This window comes from Nostoc sp. PCC 9305 (genome assembly GCF_963920915.1).
Lineage (GTDB): Bacteria > Cyanobacteriota > Cyanobacteriia > Cyanobacteriales > Nostocaceae > Nostoc.
Window position 1 is genome coordinate 1 of the sequence record NZ_CAWUDN010000005.1, and the last position, 16,689, is coordinate 16,689.

12 protein-coding genes are annotated in these 16,689 nt (G+C 42.5%); 5 read left to right on the plus strand and 7 right to left on the minus strand.

Translation table 11 applies throughout. The annotated features are described in order from the left end of the window. Window positions 1–168: 168 nt before the first annotated feature. On the minus strand, window positions 169–1,821 hold the full coding sequence (locus tag ACM0OX_RS03065) for an adenylate/guanylate cyclase domain-containing protein (RefSeq protein WP_414512981.1): 1,653 nt from the start codon (window positions 1,819–1,821) through the stop codon (window positions 169–171). A gap of 282 nt (window positions 1,822–2,103) precedes the next feature. Further along, a complete protein-coding gene (locus ACM0OX_RS03070; RefSeq protein ID WP_414512983.1) occupies window positions 2,104–3,444 on the minus strand; it encodes a DEAD/DEAH box helicase in 1,341 nt (446 codons plus the stop codon). 216 nt (window positions 3,445–3,660) lie between these two features. Here ACM0OX_RS03070 and infC point away from each other — a divergent pair, with 216 nt between their 5' ends. After that, window positions 3,661–4,173: a translation initiation factor IF-3 gene (gene infC / locus ACM0OX_RS03075; RefSeq protein WP_094352543.1), complete on the plus strand. Its 513-nt coding sequence runs from the start codon at window positions 3,661–3,663 to the stop codon at window positions 4,171–4,173. A gap of 159 nt (window positions 4,174–4,332) precedes the next feature. Here infC and ACM0OX_RS03080 read toward each other — a convergent pair whose 3' ends face one another. Further along, entirely contained in the window at window positions 4,333–4,947 is a 615-nt protein-coding gene (locus ACM0OX_RS03080; RefSeq protein WP_414512985.1) for a TetR/AcrR family transcriptional regulator, read from the minus strand. 405 nt (window positions 4,948–5,352) lie between these two features. On the opposite strand from ACM0OX_RS03080, the gene ACM0OX_RS03085 reads away from it, so the two are divergent. The 3 genes from ACM0OX_RS03085 (at window position 5,353) to ACM0OX_RS03095 (ending at window position 8,640) form a co-directional block, all read left to right on the plus strand. Then, on the plus strand, window positions 5,353–6,660 hold the full coding sequence (locus ACM0OX_RS03085) for an HlyD family efflux transporter periplasmic adaptor subunit (protein ID WP_414512987.1): 1,308 nt from the start codon (window positions 5,353–5,355) through the stop codon (window positions 6,658–6,660). Next, window positions 6,657–7,832, plus strand: coding sequence for an ABC transporter permease DevC (devC, locus tag ACM0OX_RS03090; RefSeq protein WP_414512988.1), 1,176 nt, complete (start codon window positions 6,657–6,659; stop codon window positions 7,830–7,832). Before ACM0OX_RS03085 ends, devC begins: the two co-directional genes overlap by 4 nt. Before the next feature lie 109 nt (window positions 7,833–7,941). After that, window positions 7,942–8,640, plus strand: a complete 699-nt coding sequence (locus tag ACM0OX_RS03095) for a DevA family ABC transporter ATP-binding protein (RefSeq protein WP_414512990.1) — start codon at window positions 7,942–7,944, stop codon at window positions 8,638–8,640. 102 nt (window positions 8,641–8,742) lie between these two features. Here the strand turns inward: ACM0OX_RS03095 and ACM0OX_RS03100 are convergent, their stop codons facing one another. The 4 genes from ACM0OX_RS03100 to ACM0OX_RS03115 are packed head-to-tail and all read right to left on the minus strand — an operon-like array spanning window position 8,743 to window position 14,750. Beyond that, window positions 8,743–9,663 carry a hypothetical protein gene (locus ACM0OX_RS03100; protein WP_414512992.1) on the minus strand — a complete coding sequence of 307 codons (921 nt, stop codon included), beginning with the start codon at window positions 9,661–9,663 and terminating at the stop codon, window positions 8,743–8,745. Between the two features lie 17 nt (window positions 9,664–9,680). After that, a complete protein-coding gene (locus ACM0OX_RS03105; protein WP_414512994.1) occupies window positions 9,681–10,610 on the minus strand; it encodes a nuclease A inhibitor family protein in 930 nt (309 codons plus the stop codon). Window positions 10,611–10,666: 56 nt separating this feature from the next. Next, window positions 10,667–11,287: a hypothetical protein gene (locus ACM0OX_RS03110; protein WP_414512996.1), complete on the minus strand. Its 621-nt coding sequence runs from the start codon at window positions 11,285–11,287 to the stop codon at window positions 10,667–10,669. Between the two features lie 25 nt (window positions 11,288–11,312). Continuing rightward, window positions 11,313–14,750 carry a hypothetical protein gene (locus ACM0OX_RS03115; RefSeq protein ID WP_414512998.1) on the minus strand — a complete coding sequence of 1,146 codons (3,438 nt, stop codon included), beginning with the start codon at window positions 14,748–14,750 and terminating at the stop codon, window positions 11,313–11,315. Between the two features lie 668 nt (window positions 14,751–15,418). Here ACM0OX_RS03115 and ACM0OX_RS03120 point away from each other — a divergent pair. Further along, window positions 15,419–16,615 carry an ABC exporter membrane fusion protein gene (locus ACM0OX_RS03120; protein ID WP_414513174.1) on the plus strand — a complete coding sequence of 399 codons (1,197 nt, stop codon included), beginning with the start codon at window positions 15,419–15,421 and terminating at the stop codon, window positions 16,613–16,615. Window positions 16,616–16,689: the final 74 nt, after the last annotated feature.

Below are 16,689 nucleotides of genomic sequence, written 5' to 3' on the forward strand. Positions count from 1 at the left end.
TAATTCGTAATTCGTAATTCGTAATTCGTAATTCGTAATTCGTAATTCGTAATTGCTAGCATTCCCCATTCATCTTTATAGGAGTATGTCACTTAGTGACATACTGCCATATATAGGAATATCACTAGATGGATTACAGAATCTAGACCTCAAAGCCCATGCCAATCCCTAAAAATTAATGATTGGAGCAATTATTGTTGGCACTGGTTGCAATTTTGTCTGATAAACCTTAACTAATCGCTCAATACCTTTGAAACGATAATCTCCCATTTCTTGGAAGTCTGAGGGTTCTGAAAGCATTTTATGGGTGGCTTCACTAATCACGCATTCACTAGGGGGACAAACTGCTTCCATCCGAGCAGCAAGATTAATTGTAGCGCCTAATGCTGTATAGTCTACCCTTTGGGAACTACCGACATCTCCCACCACAGCTTTACCGCTATTAATCGCAATACGTAATTGCAGGGGTTCGTGCCAAAAACCATTGGCATTCAGATGTTCCAGACGAGTGAGCATTCCCTTGGCAGCAGTAACAGCGCGCTCGGCATGATCTGCTTGCGGTTCTGGAGCGCCAAAAAATGCCATAATACAATCGCCAATATATTTATCTAAAGTGCCGCCGCAACCAAACACTTCTTTTAGCATTTCTTCAAATAAATTATTTAATAGTTGAGCGATCGCAGTTGGTGTTAACCTTTCAGAAATCGCCGTAAAGCCCACTAAATCCGCAAACAAAATACTGATTTCGCTCTCGGCGGGAGCTAAACGACCACCTGGTAATCCGCCTACAGATATCAACTGTTGTACAACTGCTGGAGAATGATAGCGTTCTAGTCGGTGACGAATCATCTCTTCCGTTTTGAGTTTTTCTACTAATAACCAACGCTGCACGCTAGAAGCTACAAGGTTTGCTAAAGCTGAAAAAAAGCTCAATTCTTCTTCACCTTCATTTGCCCAATGATAAGAAGAAAAATTGGCATCGGCATACAATACGCCCACAACTTTATTTTCATCCCATAAAGGCACTGCCATCGCGCTACGAATGCCTTTGACCAAAATACTCTGTTCGCTAGCAAACCGTTCATCCTGATGAGTATCACCTGTTTGAATGACTACTTTTTCGTCAAAGACTTTTTGACAGATACTACGACTAATCCAACTACCATCAGAGGGGAGATGTTTCTGTTGGGAAACATTTCTAGTAGCAGCATTCATTAATTCTAACTGGCCGCAACCATTGACATCAATTAATAATGCCAAGCGATCGATACTATCAAGATAACGAAAAACTACTTGCTGCACCTGAGAAAAAATCTCTTCTATAGATGCGGCTGCACAAAGATTTTTCGCTATGTCCACTAAATCTTTGAGACGGGCAATAGTTTTGTCCTTATTGCTGATGTTGCCATCTTTACTATCAGCTGCAATCCATTGCTGTTGTAATTGTTCGACATTATGAAGGATTGTTCTTTGCTCATTAATGTCCAAAATTCCGGAATACTCTGGTGTCGGTTGAGAAACAGGGGTTGTGAGCAGCACTATCAGGCTGACATTGCCCAGCCAAACGATATCGCCGTGATGTAACTCTTGAGGATAGTTAACCAGATATTTATTGACTTGCGTCCCGTTTTTGCTGCCCAGATCCTCAATAGTCCACACACCATCAGCCGTTTTTACCAGCCGAGCATGGTTGCGGGATACTCCACCAAAAGGTAAGTACAAATTACATTCCGGCAAACGACCAATTGTAAATACATCTTGGTCAACTGCGATCGTTGTCTCGGTATCTCCCTCTTGTAGGCGTAACGTGAGTTCAGTCATGAGTGTGATAGATCCATCGAAGCTAGGGGTCAAGCAAGTCTAAGGTAAGTTATACCCTACAGGTTAACCTTCACCTTTTCTTTATGACACTGTTAACTGCATTCCGACAACTGTATGTGACAGATATTACATTGAATGTTTTCCAGAACCCGTGCAAAATCAATCTATTAGACCTCTTGCAAAAGTCCCTAACATCCCACCCGCAACCCCTCCCCGCTCTTCGGGTGGGGTTCTTTCTTATTTTTGATTTATGAAAGAGGTCTATTGAACAGCTAACGAATATTAGCGATCGCGTTTAGTAGAACGGCGCGATGCTGACGAACGAGCGCCAGGTTTCTCGCCATTAGTGGCAGGTGGCGCTGCTTTACGTTTAGCCGATGTCTGTGGTAACGGTTTAGGAGTACGAGCCTGACGCTTCTCACTTCCGGGCTTGGCTCTGTGTTGCCGTACATTTGTAATTGGTTCGGGGTTGATATCGGGGTTGGGCGCAAAACCAGCAACCACTTCCTTCGGCAAGCGTTGCTCAATCAGTTTTTCGATATCTTTCAATAGATGCTGTTCATCGATGCACACTAGCGATACAGCTTCACCTGATGCGCCAGCGCGACCGGTGCGACCAATACGATGAACATAATCTTCTGGTACATTGGGCAAATCAAAGTTAACAACATGGGGCAGTTCGCTGATGTCAAGACCCCTAGCAGCTATGTCTGTCGCCACCAATACTTGTAAGGTGCCATTTTTGAACTTGGCCAGAGCGTTAGTACGCACGGGCTGGCTCTTATTACCGTGGATTGCCAATGCTTGAATGCGGTCTTCGCCCAACTGTTTCACCAAACGGTCAGCGCCATACTTGGTGCGAGTGAATACTAGTACTTGATACCAATTATCTCGCCGAATCAAATGAGCAAGTAATTGGCGTTTCTTGTCACGGTCTACTTGATAAACTTTCTGGGCGATCGTGTCGGCAGTAACGTTGCGGCGTGCTACCTCAATCATCGTCGGGTTATTGAGTAGCCCGGCGGCCAGTGCCTTAATTTTGTCTGAGAAAGTAGCGAAGAATAGCAAATTCTGTCGCTGTTTGGGCAAGAGTGAGAGGATGCGGCGGATATCATTAATAAAACCCATATCCAGCATCCGATCGGCTTCATCCAGCACTAAAACCTCAATCTGCGATAAATTCAGCGTACCCTGCTGTACGTGATCTAGCAGTCGCCCTGGAGTCGCGACCAAAATATCCACTCGACTCCTCAAACGCTGTTTTTGCAGATTAATACTGACTCCGCCAAACATCACCATTGAGTTAAGATTTAAGTACTTGCCGTACTCACGCACGCTTTCTTCCACTTGGGCAGCGAGTTCGCGAGTCGGGGTGAGAATCAGCGCCCGGATTGGTGGGTATCCATTAGGCGTACCTTTGCTCTTATTAGACGACAATCGATGCAAGAGTGGCAGTGTAAAACTAGCGGTCTTGCCAGTGCCAGTTTGTGCCCCAGCTAATAAATCTTTACCCGACAAGACAGCAGGAATGGACTGCATCTGGATTGGCGTGGGTTCCGTGTACCCTCGTTCGGTAACAGCACGGATAATTTCATTGGACAAGCCGAGATCGGAAAAAGACATAAGACTCCAAAAATAACATCGGCCTGTCGCCAATGATGGCGTCAGTCTTAGGCGGACGGATAAAAATCATTGAAAAGCTGGATGGGCAGTAGCGCAAAGACTGAGAGCGAGTGCCGCAGTCCCTCATTCTATCAGATCGCCGTCTATTGTGTTGTTTAAAGTTGCTCTGATTCAGTGTTGTGTTAAATTGGCATTACCTGCTTGTAAAGCAAAGTATTGAACAAATGGGAGAAATTCATTATCGCAATCCAAAAGCAACTGATTAATTCACAAATCAAATCACCTAGCGTCTTCTTGATTGACCATGAGAATAACAATCGTGGTCTAATCGACACCAATGAGGCGTTACAGCTAGCTGAAAGCTTAGAGCTTGACTTAGTTGTAGTCTCTCAAGGTAAAGACGCTCCAATCGCGAAGATTCTCAACTATGGCAAGCTACAATATCAAAAGAAAAAACGTCAGAGCCAGAGTGCTAGACCCACGGTAAAAGAAGTTCGATTCGGTCTAAACGTGGGTATGGCTGATTACAATTTACGCATCGAACAAGCAGGTCAGTGGTTGAGTAAAGGCGATTCTGTCAAGTTTGCCATTCGTTTACGAGGCCGAGAACATCAATATCGTGACAAAGCAGGAGAACTGCTAGACCGAATTGCAAACGATCTCAGTCAAGTAGGTAAAATCCAGTCGCTGGATAAACGCGCTCTAGTTGTTCAAGTTATTCCTGCTTAGTTATCTGGCGATCGCTAGAGGATGTATTGGTGGCAGCTTGTAAGGAACGAAAAAAGCCGGACACAGTACTGTAGCTTCTATGGAAAAAACAGTCAACTGTTATTCAAGGTGAATTTGACTTTCCGACCAAACAAGCGCCACGCGCCGGGATATAACCAATCAATCGGCGCATTTTGCGATCAGGTGTGTCAAGGCATCAATCAAGCGATCGCTTTCCATTGGAATAATATCCTGTCCATGCATCACATTTTGAGTAATATGGAAATGTACCAATGCTCCTAAGAGAATTCTCGCTGTCGCCTCTGGATCGGGTATCTTTAATTCTGGAGCCGCCAAGTAGTGAGTGAGAGTTTCCGCTACTGGCTTAATCATCACCCGAATACAAATTTGAGCTAACTCAGGAAAACGCCCAGATTCCCCGATTAAGACTCGCATAAATGCACTATGTTCTTTGTCGTTAAGCATCTGATCTAATGCTTTAGTTACTACCTGGCGCACTATAGTGGCTGGTTCTCCCTCAATCGGTTCTGTGCCAAAAATGGAGCTATTCTTTTTACTTGTCAGCTGCTCTAACAGTACTTTAAATAGTCCTTCTTTATCTTGAAAGTGGCTGTAGACTGTCGCTTTAGAAACACCTGCTGCTACTGCTACCCGATCCATGCTCGTACCAGCATAGCCATTTTGGAGAAACTCTTGCATTGCACCTTGCAGAATTTGCTCTACTTTATCAACAGAATTATCTCGATCGACTTCGTCAGTTTTGATGCGTACCATTTATTAATTATCCTTTCTTCTCAACAATATTAATAGATGCTGCAAAATGCTTTAGTACAAAATTGCGAAAATAAATATACCCTTTGATAAAGTCCTAAAGCCGCTATTATCAGCTTTTCTAGCTTGTACTTTTTTGTAATAGACAATCAATCCCAATAGGAAACAGCATTCCGCAGCATAAGAGATTTCCTGTTAAAAAATACCCCGTCTAGGGACACAAGACCTTGCGTCTCTACAAATCTAAAAATGATTTGGGATAATTTATTTTTTGCAAGTCCCTAATGCCAAGCAAATTGATTGACAAGTTTAGTTGTGTCCTATTGACTAAACTAGTCCGTTTAGTTTAGCATAAATTGAACTGGACAGTTTAGTACAGTTTGCTACTGGTGGTAAGGGGGAAATAGTATGAGGGAAAACACGAATTCAGAGGGTTTGAGGTCTTCTCAGAATCTTTTACGATCGCCACTTCTACTTGCAATACTTACATCTCTAGCAATAGGTGGAATCAGTGTTTATACGTTGATGAAGCTTCAGGCTACAGCTAATGAAAAGCAAACAGCACCAGTAGCAGTTCAGCCAGTGGTAAAAACAGTAACAGCATTAGGGCGGTTGGAACCAAAGGGAGAAATAATAAAACTGTCAGCGCCTTCTTCTAATGAAGGAAATCGGGTAGAGCAACTATTGGTGAAAGAAGGCGATCGCGTCAAAGCCGGGCAGGTAGTTGCGATTATGGACAACCGCGATCGCCTACAAGGTACTTTAGGTGAGGCCCAAAAACAAGTTCAAGTTGCCAAATCCCGCCTTAACCAGGTAAAAGCTGGAGCCAAACAGGGAGAAATTGGAGCGCGTCAAGCAACCGTGAATCGCGTGCAAGTAGAACTACAAGGAAACATTAAAACTCAGCAAGCCACAATTAATCGTTTAGAAGCAGAATTGCAAGGGCAACAACGCAGCTTGCAAGCAACAGTGGCTCGCGTAGCAGCCGAGAGACGTAATGCCCAAGCTGAGGTACAGCGCTACGAGACTTTATATAAAGCAGGAGCAATTTCTAGTCAGGAAGTTGATAGCAGACGTTTAAGTGCCGAAACTTCCACTCAAGCGTTAATTGAAAGCCAAGCCACTCAGACAAGAACTGTCGCAACCCTACAACAGCAGATTAACGAAGCAAAAGCTAACCAAGATCAAACCCTCGCCAGCTTGCAACAGCAGATTAACGAAGCAAAAGCTAACCTGAATCAAACTGCTGAAGTCCGTCCCACAGATATAGCAAATGCACAAGCAGAGGTAGACAGCGCTCAAGCCACCGTGGAGAAAATTAGAGCAGAACTGGCACAGGCATACGTTGTAGCTCCTAAAGCTGGTCGAATTTTGGAGATTAATACACGAGCCGGAGAAACTGTTGGCGATGAAGGAATTGTGGCTCTAGGTCAAACCGACCAGATGTATGCAGTAGTAGAAGTCTACCAAAGTGATATCAAGAAAGTCCGTCCGGGACAAGAGGTGCTGGTAAGCAGTGATTCCCTCCGCAATGAATTAGAGGGAAGAGTGGATTGGATTGGTATGCAGGTAAAGCGGCAAAATCTGATTAACGCCGATCCCTCTAGCAATATTGATGCCAGAGTAGTGGAAGTCCATGTGCAACTGAATAAACTATCTAGCCAAAATGCTTCTAGCTTAACTAATTTGCAAGTCAAGGCGGTAATTGAACTGTGATTGGATTTATCCAGCAACTGCGGCGGCGAACGCCTTTAGGATGGCTGCAACTGAGTCATGAAAAAGGCCGTCTTTTGGTAGCATTGTCAGGCATTGCCTTTGCCGATGTTCTGATGTTCATGCAGCTAGGGTTTCAGACTGCCCTGTTTGAAAGTAACACAATCCTGCATCGGAGTATGCAGGCTGATATGTTTGTCATCAGTCCCCAAGCACGTAACCTAGCAAATATGTCTAGCTTTACGCGGCGACGGCTGTATCAAGCAATGGATATACCCGGTGTAAAGTCGGCAGAAGGAATGTATGTCAACATTGTTGATTGGAAAAATCCCCAAACACAACAGAAGACGACAATATTAGTTATGGGGTTCAATCCCGATCGGCAAGTGTTTAACTTAGCAGATGTGAACCGCCAGATAGATGCTGTTAAACTACCAGATACCGTTTTGTTCGATCGCGCCTCAAGGGGAGATTATAATGATGCGATCGCTAAAATTGACCAAGGTAAAACTGTCACAACCGAAATAGAACGCCGGACAATTACCATTAGCGGCTTATTTTCAGTCGGGGCTTCCTTCATCGCCGATGGTACTTTAATCACCAACGACCAGAACTTTCTGCGACTATTTCCTAGACGAGAAGCCAGCGGTGTCAGTCTCGGTTTAGTGCAACTACAACCAGGCTACGACCCAAAGCAGATGAAAGCAGCTTTAGAAGCTCATTTAGATGATGATGTCAAAGTTTTAACCAGAGCAGAATTTATCGAATTTGAAATAAATTACTGGAAAACAAATACAGCCATCGGATTTATCTTCAGCCTGGGTGTAGCAATGGGATTTATGGTGGGCGTGATTATCGTCTATCAAGTTCTTTCTACAGATGTGAATTCTCATATCAAAGAATACGCCACTTTCAAGGCAATGGGGTATAACAATCTTTATTTATTAGGTGTGGTGTTTGAAGAGGCGATTATTTTAGCTATCTTGGGCTTTATCCCAGGAGCGATCGCACCTTTAGGACTTTATGCTTTAACTCGTAATGCCACCAATTTACCACTTTATATGACCGTAGGACGAGCCTTGACGGTATTAACACTGACTATGATTATGTGTGTAATTTCTGGTGCGATCGCCACCCGTAAATTACAGTCTGCTGACCCCGCAGATATGTTTTAGAAAATGGGGACTGGGGAAGGTGGGGCCCCCTCTGGGGATAAGGGGTAATGGGGACTGGGGATTGGGAAATCCCTAATCTAAAATCTAAAATCTAAAATCTAAAATTAGTATGCCTTCTGTAATCTCTATTAAAAATCTCGACCACTATTTTGGTCATGGTCAACTCCGCAAGCAAGTTCTCTTTGATATCAACCTGGATATTAACGCCGGCGAAATTATTATTATGACAGGGCCTTCTGGTTCTGGTAAGACTACACTTCTCACCTTAGCAGGCGGCTTGCGTTCTGCTCAATCCGGCAGTTTGCAGATATTGGAACAAGAACTGTGTGGCGCTAACAAACGACAACTTACCCAGGTGCGACGCAGTAACGGTTATATTTTCCAAGCACATAACTTGCATGGTAGTTTAACGGCACTCCAAAACGTCAGAATGGGCTTGGAAGTGCATAATAATATTTCACCAGCAGAAATGAAAACCCGGTCAGCCCAAATATTAGAGGAGGTAGGATTAGGAGAACGCTTGAATTATTATCCTGATGATTTATCTGGGGGACAAAAACAAAGAGTTGCGATCGCTCGTGCTTTGGTTGGTCGTCCTAAAATAGTCTTAGCAGATGAACCCACCGCCGCCCTTGACAGTAAATCGGGACGAGATGTGGTCAACCTTATGCAAAAATTAGCTAAAGAACAAGACTGTACCATTCTTTTGGTTACTCATGACAACCGCATTTTAGATATTGCCGATCGCATCGTCTATATGGAAGATGGCAAGTTAGTAAATGACCGTGCTGCTGTTGCAGCATCTTAAGCAGATTCTTTTTGAGCAATTCTCACAAATCAAATTTGTGAAGTAAAGAGATTTTGGAACTGCGAATCAGACTTTTTAGACATTAGGTTTTTGCTACTCTTTCTAAGGATTGTACTCAAATTCGCTTTGCGATCGCTTTCCTAGCCAATCTCCTGCTGGGGTTTGTCCGACCTCGTAGGTGTAGCCAACATCCCAAAAGCTGATACTGTAACAAGTGCGATCGCGCAAACACTGGTTCATAAACTGGCTGAGTTTACGGCTATTGTAGCCATCATCAGCATATTCAACTGTTCGCTTCTCCAAAAAAACCATCGTTGCTGCTTGTAATGCGAGTTGAATTGCTGTTGTTTTAGTTTTGGCTAATGCACCGACAATTTGATGTTGGTAAGTGTAGTTGTATCCGCCGTGGTAGTAGCCGTAGTTGGTAATTGTGGCGAGTTTATCTAAGAGAATTTGAACTTCAGCGATCAGATTTTGAGTTGCTTGGGTTGGCGATTCTTCGCAGATAATTTGTGTTGTGCGTTGATGGCGATCGCGGCGATAATAGTTTAGTTGATCGGGGACAGTGGGGGCAAGACAAAAATAATGGCGATCGCTAGTTTCACCAACCACAATGGAAACGGAAAAATATGGATGTCCCCACTCAAAGCTTTGATGTGCTGTTTTGGGAAAAGATAAATTATATGCTTGAATATTTTGCAGATGTTTTTTAACTAACTGCTGGAGTTGTTGATAGTAACCTTGGCGTTCATTAGCAATATTTTCGTTCCAAGTGTTGTCCTTGCGTTCAGAACGCGGCGGGGCATATTCATAATCAGAAGCTTCCTGATTAGTAGGAGTTCCCCATTCTTCAATTTTTTGCCAATGTTGAAAAGCAAGTTCTATGTCAGTGAGATTAACAAAGCCTTCGGAAATCATCAGATTCCATAGGTTAAATTCACCTCGGGTTATAGTTTCCCAAACAAACGAACTTGAGCAGAGTAATTCTAGTGTAGCAAGAAGTTGTTCTGTTTCGAGTTTCATTTTTGATATTAATAAGTTTAGGGATTGTAAACAAATTCACTTTTTAGATATAGTCCAACCCAATCTCCAGGGTTACTTTGACCTATTATGTATATATGTTCCTGAGTAAAAAAACTGAATCTATACATAATTACTTCAGGAAATCTCTGGTTAAAAAATTTATTAACTTGCTCATATTTTGCAGAAACTTCTTCATAATCTTCCTCGTAGTAGTCGCTTAAGTAGTTTTTATCAGTATAAAAGCTATGAAATTGTTTTAGTTCTAGAAGTCTAGCCTTTTGAAAAGCCTGTTCAAATGCTAGTTCTTTAGATACAGCAACACCATAAACAATTTGATGATCGTAGCTATAGTAATAACCACCACCAAAATCACCTTCTAAGGAAATTGTGCCTATTTCTGAGGTAATTGCTTCAATTTGTGAAATGAAATTTAGTGTGTTTTGACCGTATAATTGACTAGAGGTTGATTGAGATAGAGAAGAACGAGAAATTAGCTCTTGCGGAATTCCTGTTTCTGTATAAACAGTTGGACAAATACAAATCCAATTCCCTTCTTCTGTTTTCCCAATTACAAAAGACGATGTAGGATAATAAACTTTCTTTAATCTAAATGATTCTAATTCTTGTAAATTGGTCTGCAATAACTGAAATAAAGCTGCTAATTTATTGTTTCTAATATTTTTCTCAAGCAAACTTAAATTGATTTTGGGAAAAAATTCCAGATATTCTAATTCTTGCCAACTTTTAATTATAATATCTACATCTGTAAGCTGTAGCCAACCATTAGCCAGACAGAGATTGATAATATTAAATTCTCCTTGTTCAGATACGTCCCAAACAAATGGAACAATAGTACCGCCGTCTTCATGACCTGGTAAACGAACAGTTAAGTAAGGCTCAACAAGAACTTGTAGAGTTCCAAAAATGCGTTCTGTTTCAGTGTGCATAGTATATTAGGTGCAATTTAATTACAGTTATGTGATTGATAAATTTTCGATGATTATCATAACGATGGTTGTAGCAAAGCAGATTGAAATGGTTGCAACAGAATACCGAGAATCTTATCAACATCATTGATGTAGTATTCAACTATGTCAATGTATGCTGTTAATCCTTCCAACATTAAAAATCGCCAGTTGGTTCCACTAGTGACAACTCCATAGATTGTCTTAACTTCTTGTTGAGTATTTTGATTGAATAATTGGGCAGCTATCATAGTGGCAATACATTGTCCTAAACCACCTTTGATATTTTCATTTTTCGCCTCAATAATTGTAAGTACAGGCGCTTTTATGTAAAACTGTTCTTCAGAACCGCAGAGAATGAAATCACAAAATCCATTCAAACCTTTATTACTATCTACATCAAAATCTGTTCCAGAAAACAATGATATTTGATAATTTAACTGCCGTCTAACTTCCGTAAGAACTGGCATAATTAGTAATTCGGAACGGGCTTTTTCAGTGTTGATAGCAGTTGCTAGTTGAGTATATTCTTCTAAGAGCGTTGTTAAAGTAGTGGAAGGTTGAATAGGCGACACATCTTTGAATAGATTGCGCTTTTCATCAATTACAAGTTGAAACGTTTCTCGAACTTTGGCAAGTGTGAAATCGCTGTATGCCATCTGCAACATCCTCAATTATTCCCAACTAAACTCTAGCGGCTGCGCGGACAATCCGGTTGCTATCTTGAGCAAGTTGCTGGCGTAAAACGCTTGGAGTTCCAGAATTATCAGCAACGGCGTAGCGTTCCAGCCAGGATGCAGACTGCGCTGCTTGAGTCAGCACTTCATGGGGAGTTAGCGGGTGGAGGAGTGTCACAAACCGCACAAAGGCATTTTCTGAACTCGCGTATTCTGCAAGTATGCTTACTAAATCATCAGTGCTGGGGTTGTAGAGGCGGTTGAGTCCGCGCAACGTAGAACTAGTTTGGCGGGTGGTGGGTTGTACAATCAAATCGTGGAGGGTTTCGCGGATGGGTGCAGGGGTGTTGGGATTTTGAGCAACTGCGCGGCGGACTTCGACTTTTTCATCGTTTGCCAATTGTGTCAGTATTGTTTCAGGTAGCTGAGAATTGCTAGCCGCAGCAGTGCGGACACTGGAGTTTTCGTCACCTGCGAGAAGTTGTAAAACACTAATTGGTGTATTGGGGTTAGTCGCTACTTTGATTCGCACCTCTACTTGTTCATCCTGTGCTAGTAATTCCAAAACGCTTACAGGTGCGTTGATTGTAGCAGCAACTTCACGCACTGAGATTTCTGTATCTTCTGCCAAACGCAACCACAAAGCCTCTGTCAAATTGGGATGCCGAACTAAACAAACACGCACTTCTACACAAGGATCTTGGACAAGAATACCCAGCAATTGCGGTGTTAAGCTGGGGTTGTACGCAAGCGATCGCACTATACTATCATCAGTTGTGGGTGGAATAAACGAGCGAGGATCGGGTGTTGCACCAATAAATTCTCTTCTTGCTAAAATCTCCAGTGCTTCTATAGGTGTGCGAGGATTACCAGCTATTGAACGCAGCACATCATTATGATCGCCCGGAAATGCACTTTTGAGCATATCTACTGTTTGATTTGGCGTATTTCCTGAATTTTGGGTACTCAGAACAATTTGAGCAAGTGCGCGAGGCGGTGTGTTGGGATTGCGAACAACTTCCAAACGAGTTGTAAAATCTGGGTGACTAGCTAGCACTTCTAAAGTTTCAGGAAATGTATTAGCATTACTGGCGACAGCACGAACTGTAGCTACATAAGAGTCTCTAGCTAACTGTCTTAAAACGGTGGCTGGTGTATTAGGGTGAGATGCGACTCGATAACGCACTGAACTATCGGTGTGACTTGCTAACTGTGACAAAGTTTCAGCAGGCATTTGTGAACCTTTGACAGGATGTTTAATAAAATCAGCAAGATTTTTGCTACTCATGCTTTTAACCGCCTGAGCAAGCACAATTCCTGGTGTATTAGGATTACGTTGATTTACGAGATTTTCTTCTAAGCCTAAGCGAGTGAGTATTGTAACAGGAGTATTGGGGTTAGCAGTCAGTCTTGATTTGACTTCACGGCTGGTATCGTTGGCTAACCGCGTCAAAATTTCAACAGATGAATCGGGATGTTCTGCAACTTTGGCTCTGACTTGCTCAGATTCATCTTGCGCCAATATTTCTAATAGTTGAATAGGTGTTGGTGTTTTATTATGAGATGATTTATGGAGAAGCCATAAACGCACATTCAAGCTTTTATCTCGCGCCAGTTCTAGCAAACTTTGGAGTGGTAAATTGGCATTTTGTAAAACAACTTGACGCACAGTGTCATCTGCATCTTTTGCCAGTTGTTCCAAGACTTGAATCGGAGTTTTATTACTACGTGCTGCGGTCAATTTAGCTTTTTGATCTCCCTTTTGCACAACCTGCGTTAAAGCATGAGGACTGTCGGGACGACGTGCTATTAGTTCGTTTGCTTTTGCAGTTTCTTCTGCTTCTGATTGAGCTAAAAGCAAACGGTAATATCCCAAAATAATTTGCTTGTATTCTTTTGCTATCAGCATTTTTTGATGTTCATCTAAGTAAGGTAAGTTGATATTTATCAACGCGCATTTCCGTACTTGTATGTCACTATCTTTCACTAGCTCAATCAAAACTTCCGCAGGGATCGAGGGATTTTTCGCTACATAACAGCGGATGATGCTATCTGATGATTTTGCCAGTTCTACCAAGGTGTTAGTTGATGTGTTTGGATCTCGGCTTTGTTGCTCTAAGCTTTGCTGTTTATCTTGTGGTCTAGATCCTGATGAAATATGATAAACATGGTCAGTTGACTTTGTTGCTAATACACGCTTTTTGATAGCTTTCGGTGTTTTCGGATTGCTGAGAACTGCTTCCCGTACTTGAAAGCTTGAATCTTGAGCCAATTGCTTGAGTGTAGTTCCTAATACTTGTGGATGTTTAGCAATATTAATTCGCATTGACTCTAATGAATCATTTGCTAAAAGTTCGAGAATTTCTCCTGATATGTTTGGCTGATTGATTACCGAATTAACGTAATAGTAAAAATTTTTTTCACTGCGATCGCGTACCAGTTGCTCTATAATACTTAGGGGTAAATTTTTCCTTTGAGTAATAATTGTACGTTTGTGTTTGGGATATAGTTTTAATAATGCTTGCTCTGAAGTCTTTGGATGTTTTGCTAGAGCCGTTTGAATTTCGTTATCAGTATGGTTTGCAAGCAAATTGAGTGCTTCTGTTGGAGTGAAAGGATTCTTCGCTACCGCTAATTGAATTGCATATACTGCATCCCCAGCCAACTGCATCAGTGTCAGTGCAGGTGTTTCTGGATTATTCGCTACCGCTAACTGAATTTTGTACACCGCATCCTCAGCCAATTGCATTAGCGTCTCTGCTGTCGCTGAGGGATTTTGCGCCACAGCCAACCGCACCCACGCCCAGCGACTCTGCCCCAGCATCGCTAATTGTTCGCTATCGGTATTCCAGTCAGATGCAACGGCATACTGTCCTTCCACCAGTTCAATTAATGGTGGTGGACAACTGGGATTAAACTTCACCGCCAACCGCACTGGTAATTCTAAATCACCCGCTAACTGTTCCAACACTGCTGACGGCGTTTCTGGCGACTCTGCTACCTCTAACCTTGGTTCTAAAGTTGCTTCTTGTGATAGTCGTTGTAATAATTGCAACCGATAACGCAATGGCATTTGGGGATTTCGCAATCCTTGAATTAGTGGCTCAGATGGAACCCATTCGCTGAGGAAGCAAGGAGGTACAGTCCCGATTTTGAGTAGTTCTATCGCCAATCGGTCGTTTTGCCCTAGCTGACGCTGTTGCAGGATTTCATCAACTGCTTGCTGCCACCCGTCTGTTATTTCTCCTGCCAAATTCACGTGTAAACTTGCTGCTTCTGCTACCTGTGCATCAGGGCTATTAACTAAAATCTCTAAAAGACTTCGCGGTGTCTGGTGGAAACTGGCAACGGCTAACTGCAACTCTACTGACTGTTGCAATAACTCCTCTGGTGCTGACAAAAATCTTTGCAAATCCGATCCGCTAACGGGCTGAAGAGGCTGCATGGCTGTACAACTAAAATTAATAGTACATTTATACTATAAAAGGAATACATCAAAACTATTGTGAAAGTTTTGTATCCCTATCTTTATAATTCCCAATAGCAAACAGACTTAATACAGTAATCCTATTTGATTTGTGAGAATTGCAAGCCACAGGTGTCTCAATCCAGTTTGGTTAAGGTTTTATCTTTGAATGGGATTATAGCGGTTCTCGGCTCTTGTGAGGTATAAGAACCCCACCCCGCAAGCGAAGAGGGGAATACGATCTACCTAATATGATTAGGAAAAGCAATAATCATCAAAATTTGATATAAATTTCCACCGATCTTAATCACACCAAATATTTTTTGTTATTTACTTAATTTGATTATGATTGTTGGCGCTGTTACAACCCGGAATTTTAAAAGCGTTTACTATACCTGAGTACTTTCATAAAACAAAAGTAGTTTGCTAAAAACATAAACCTCTAATTTGGTAAAGATATTCGTTGTTATCCTAGCCAGCTAAATCACTTTATCTAAGTAAAAGCTCAACAATTTCCAAATTATTTTATGGACTTGGAAGTGATAAATCAACAATCACTGACTCAAGAAGTAGGAATTAGCAAACAAGTACGGAGAAAAGCCTAATCTGTTCTTTTTTCTGCGCCACTAGTTAAGAGGTAATCTATGGTGCGAAACTCAAAGCTAGGGTACAGAACGTTCCCTAAGTCGATTCTGCGTCCATCCGTTGCTATAGGTATAACTATATCTTTATTAGTTGGCGGAATAAGTTTTTATATAGTAAAACGCGGGCAAAATTATGCCAATCAAGAGGCACAAGTACCAGAAACACAATTACCAAAGTTAAAAACGGTAACAGCTTTAGGGCGACTCGAACCACAGGGAAAGGTAATTAAACTCTCTGCTGCGGTGTCTGCGGAAGGAAGTCGAGTAGAAAAGTTGTTGGTGAAAGAGGGGGATAGGGTAAAAGCAGGACAAGCGATCGCAATTTTAAACAGCCGCGATCGCCTCCAAGCAGCATTCAAAGAGGCCCAGGAACAAGTAAAAGTAGCCCAGGCAAACCTAAACCGCACCCAAGCAGGTGCTAAACGCGGTGAAATTGCCGCCCAAAAAGCTGCGATCGCTCGTCTAGAAGCCGAACGCCAAGGTGATATTAATGCCCAAGCCGCGACAATTGAGCGATTCCAGGCCGAAGTGCGTAACGCCCAAGCAGAAGACGAACGCTATCAGCAACTATATCAACAGGGTGCAATTTCCGCCTCGCAAAGGGATAGCAAGCGTTTAAACTTGGAAACTGCCCAAAAAAGCTTGCAAGAAGCCCAGGCACAGTTAAATCGTACCCAATCAACTAGTCAGCAACAAGTTAAACAAGCCACAGCAACACTCGATGAAATCGCTGAAGTGCGGGGAGTGGATGTAGAAGCTGCCCAGGCAGAAATTAATCGTGCTGTAGCAGCCATGAATCTGGCAAAAGTCAATCTCGAACAGGCTGAGGTGCGATCGCCCCAAAATGGACAGGTATTTGAGATCCATACCCATCCTGGGGAATTAGTCTCAAATGATGGTATTGCAGATATTGGACAAACCAGCCAGATGTATGTCATCGCCGAAGTCTACGAAAGCGATATCGGCAAAGTACATTCAGGGCAACAAGTGCGAATCTTTGGTGATAACCTCCCGATTGAATTGCAGGGAATCGTAGATCGCAAAGGTTTACAAGTGCGACGACAGAATGTCATTAACACAGATCCCGTCAGCAATATCGACAACAGAGTAGTAGAAGTCCACATCCGACTAGATGAAACTTCCAGCCAAAAAGCCGCCACCTTAACCAATATGCAAGTTAAGGCAGTAATTGAATTGTGAAATTTGTCATTAGTCACTTGTACTGAGCGTAGTCGTAAAGCCTGCGGCATAGCTACGCTTCGGGCGCAGCCTCA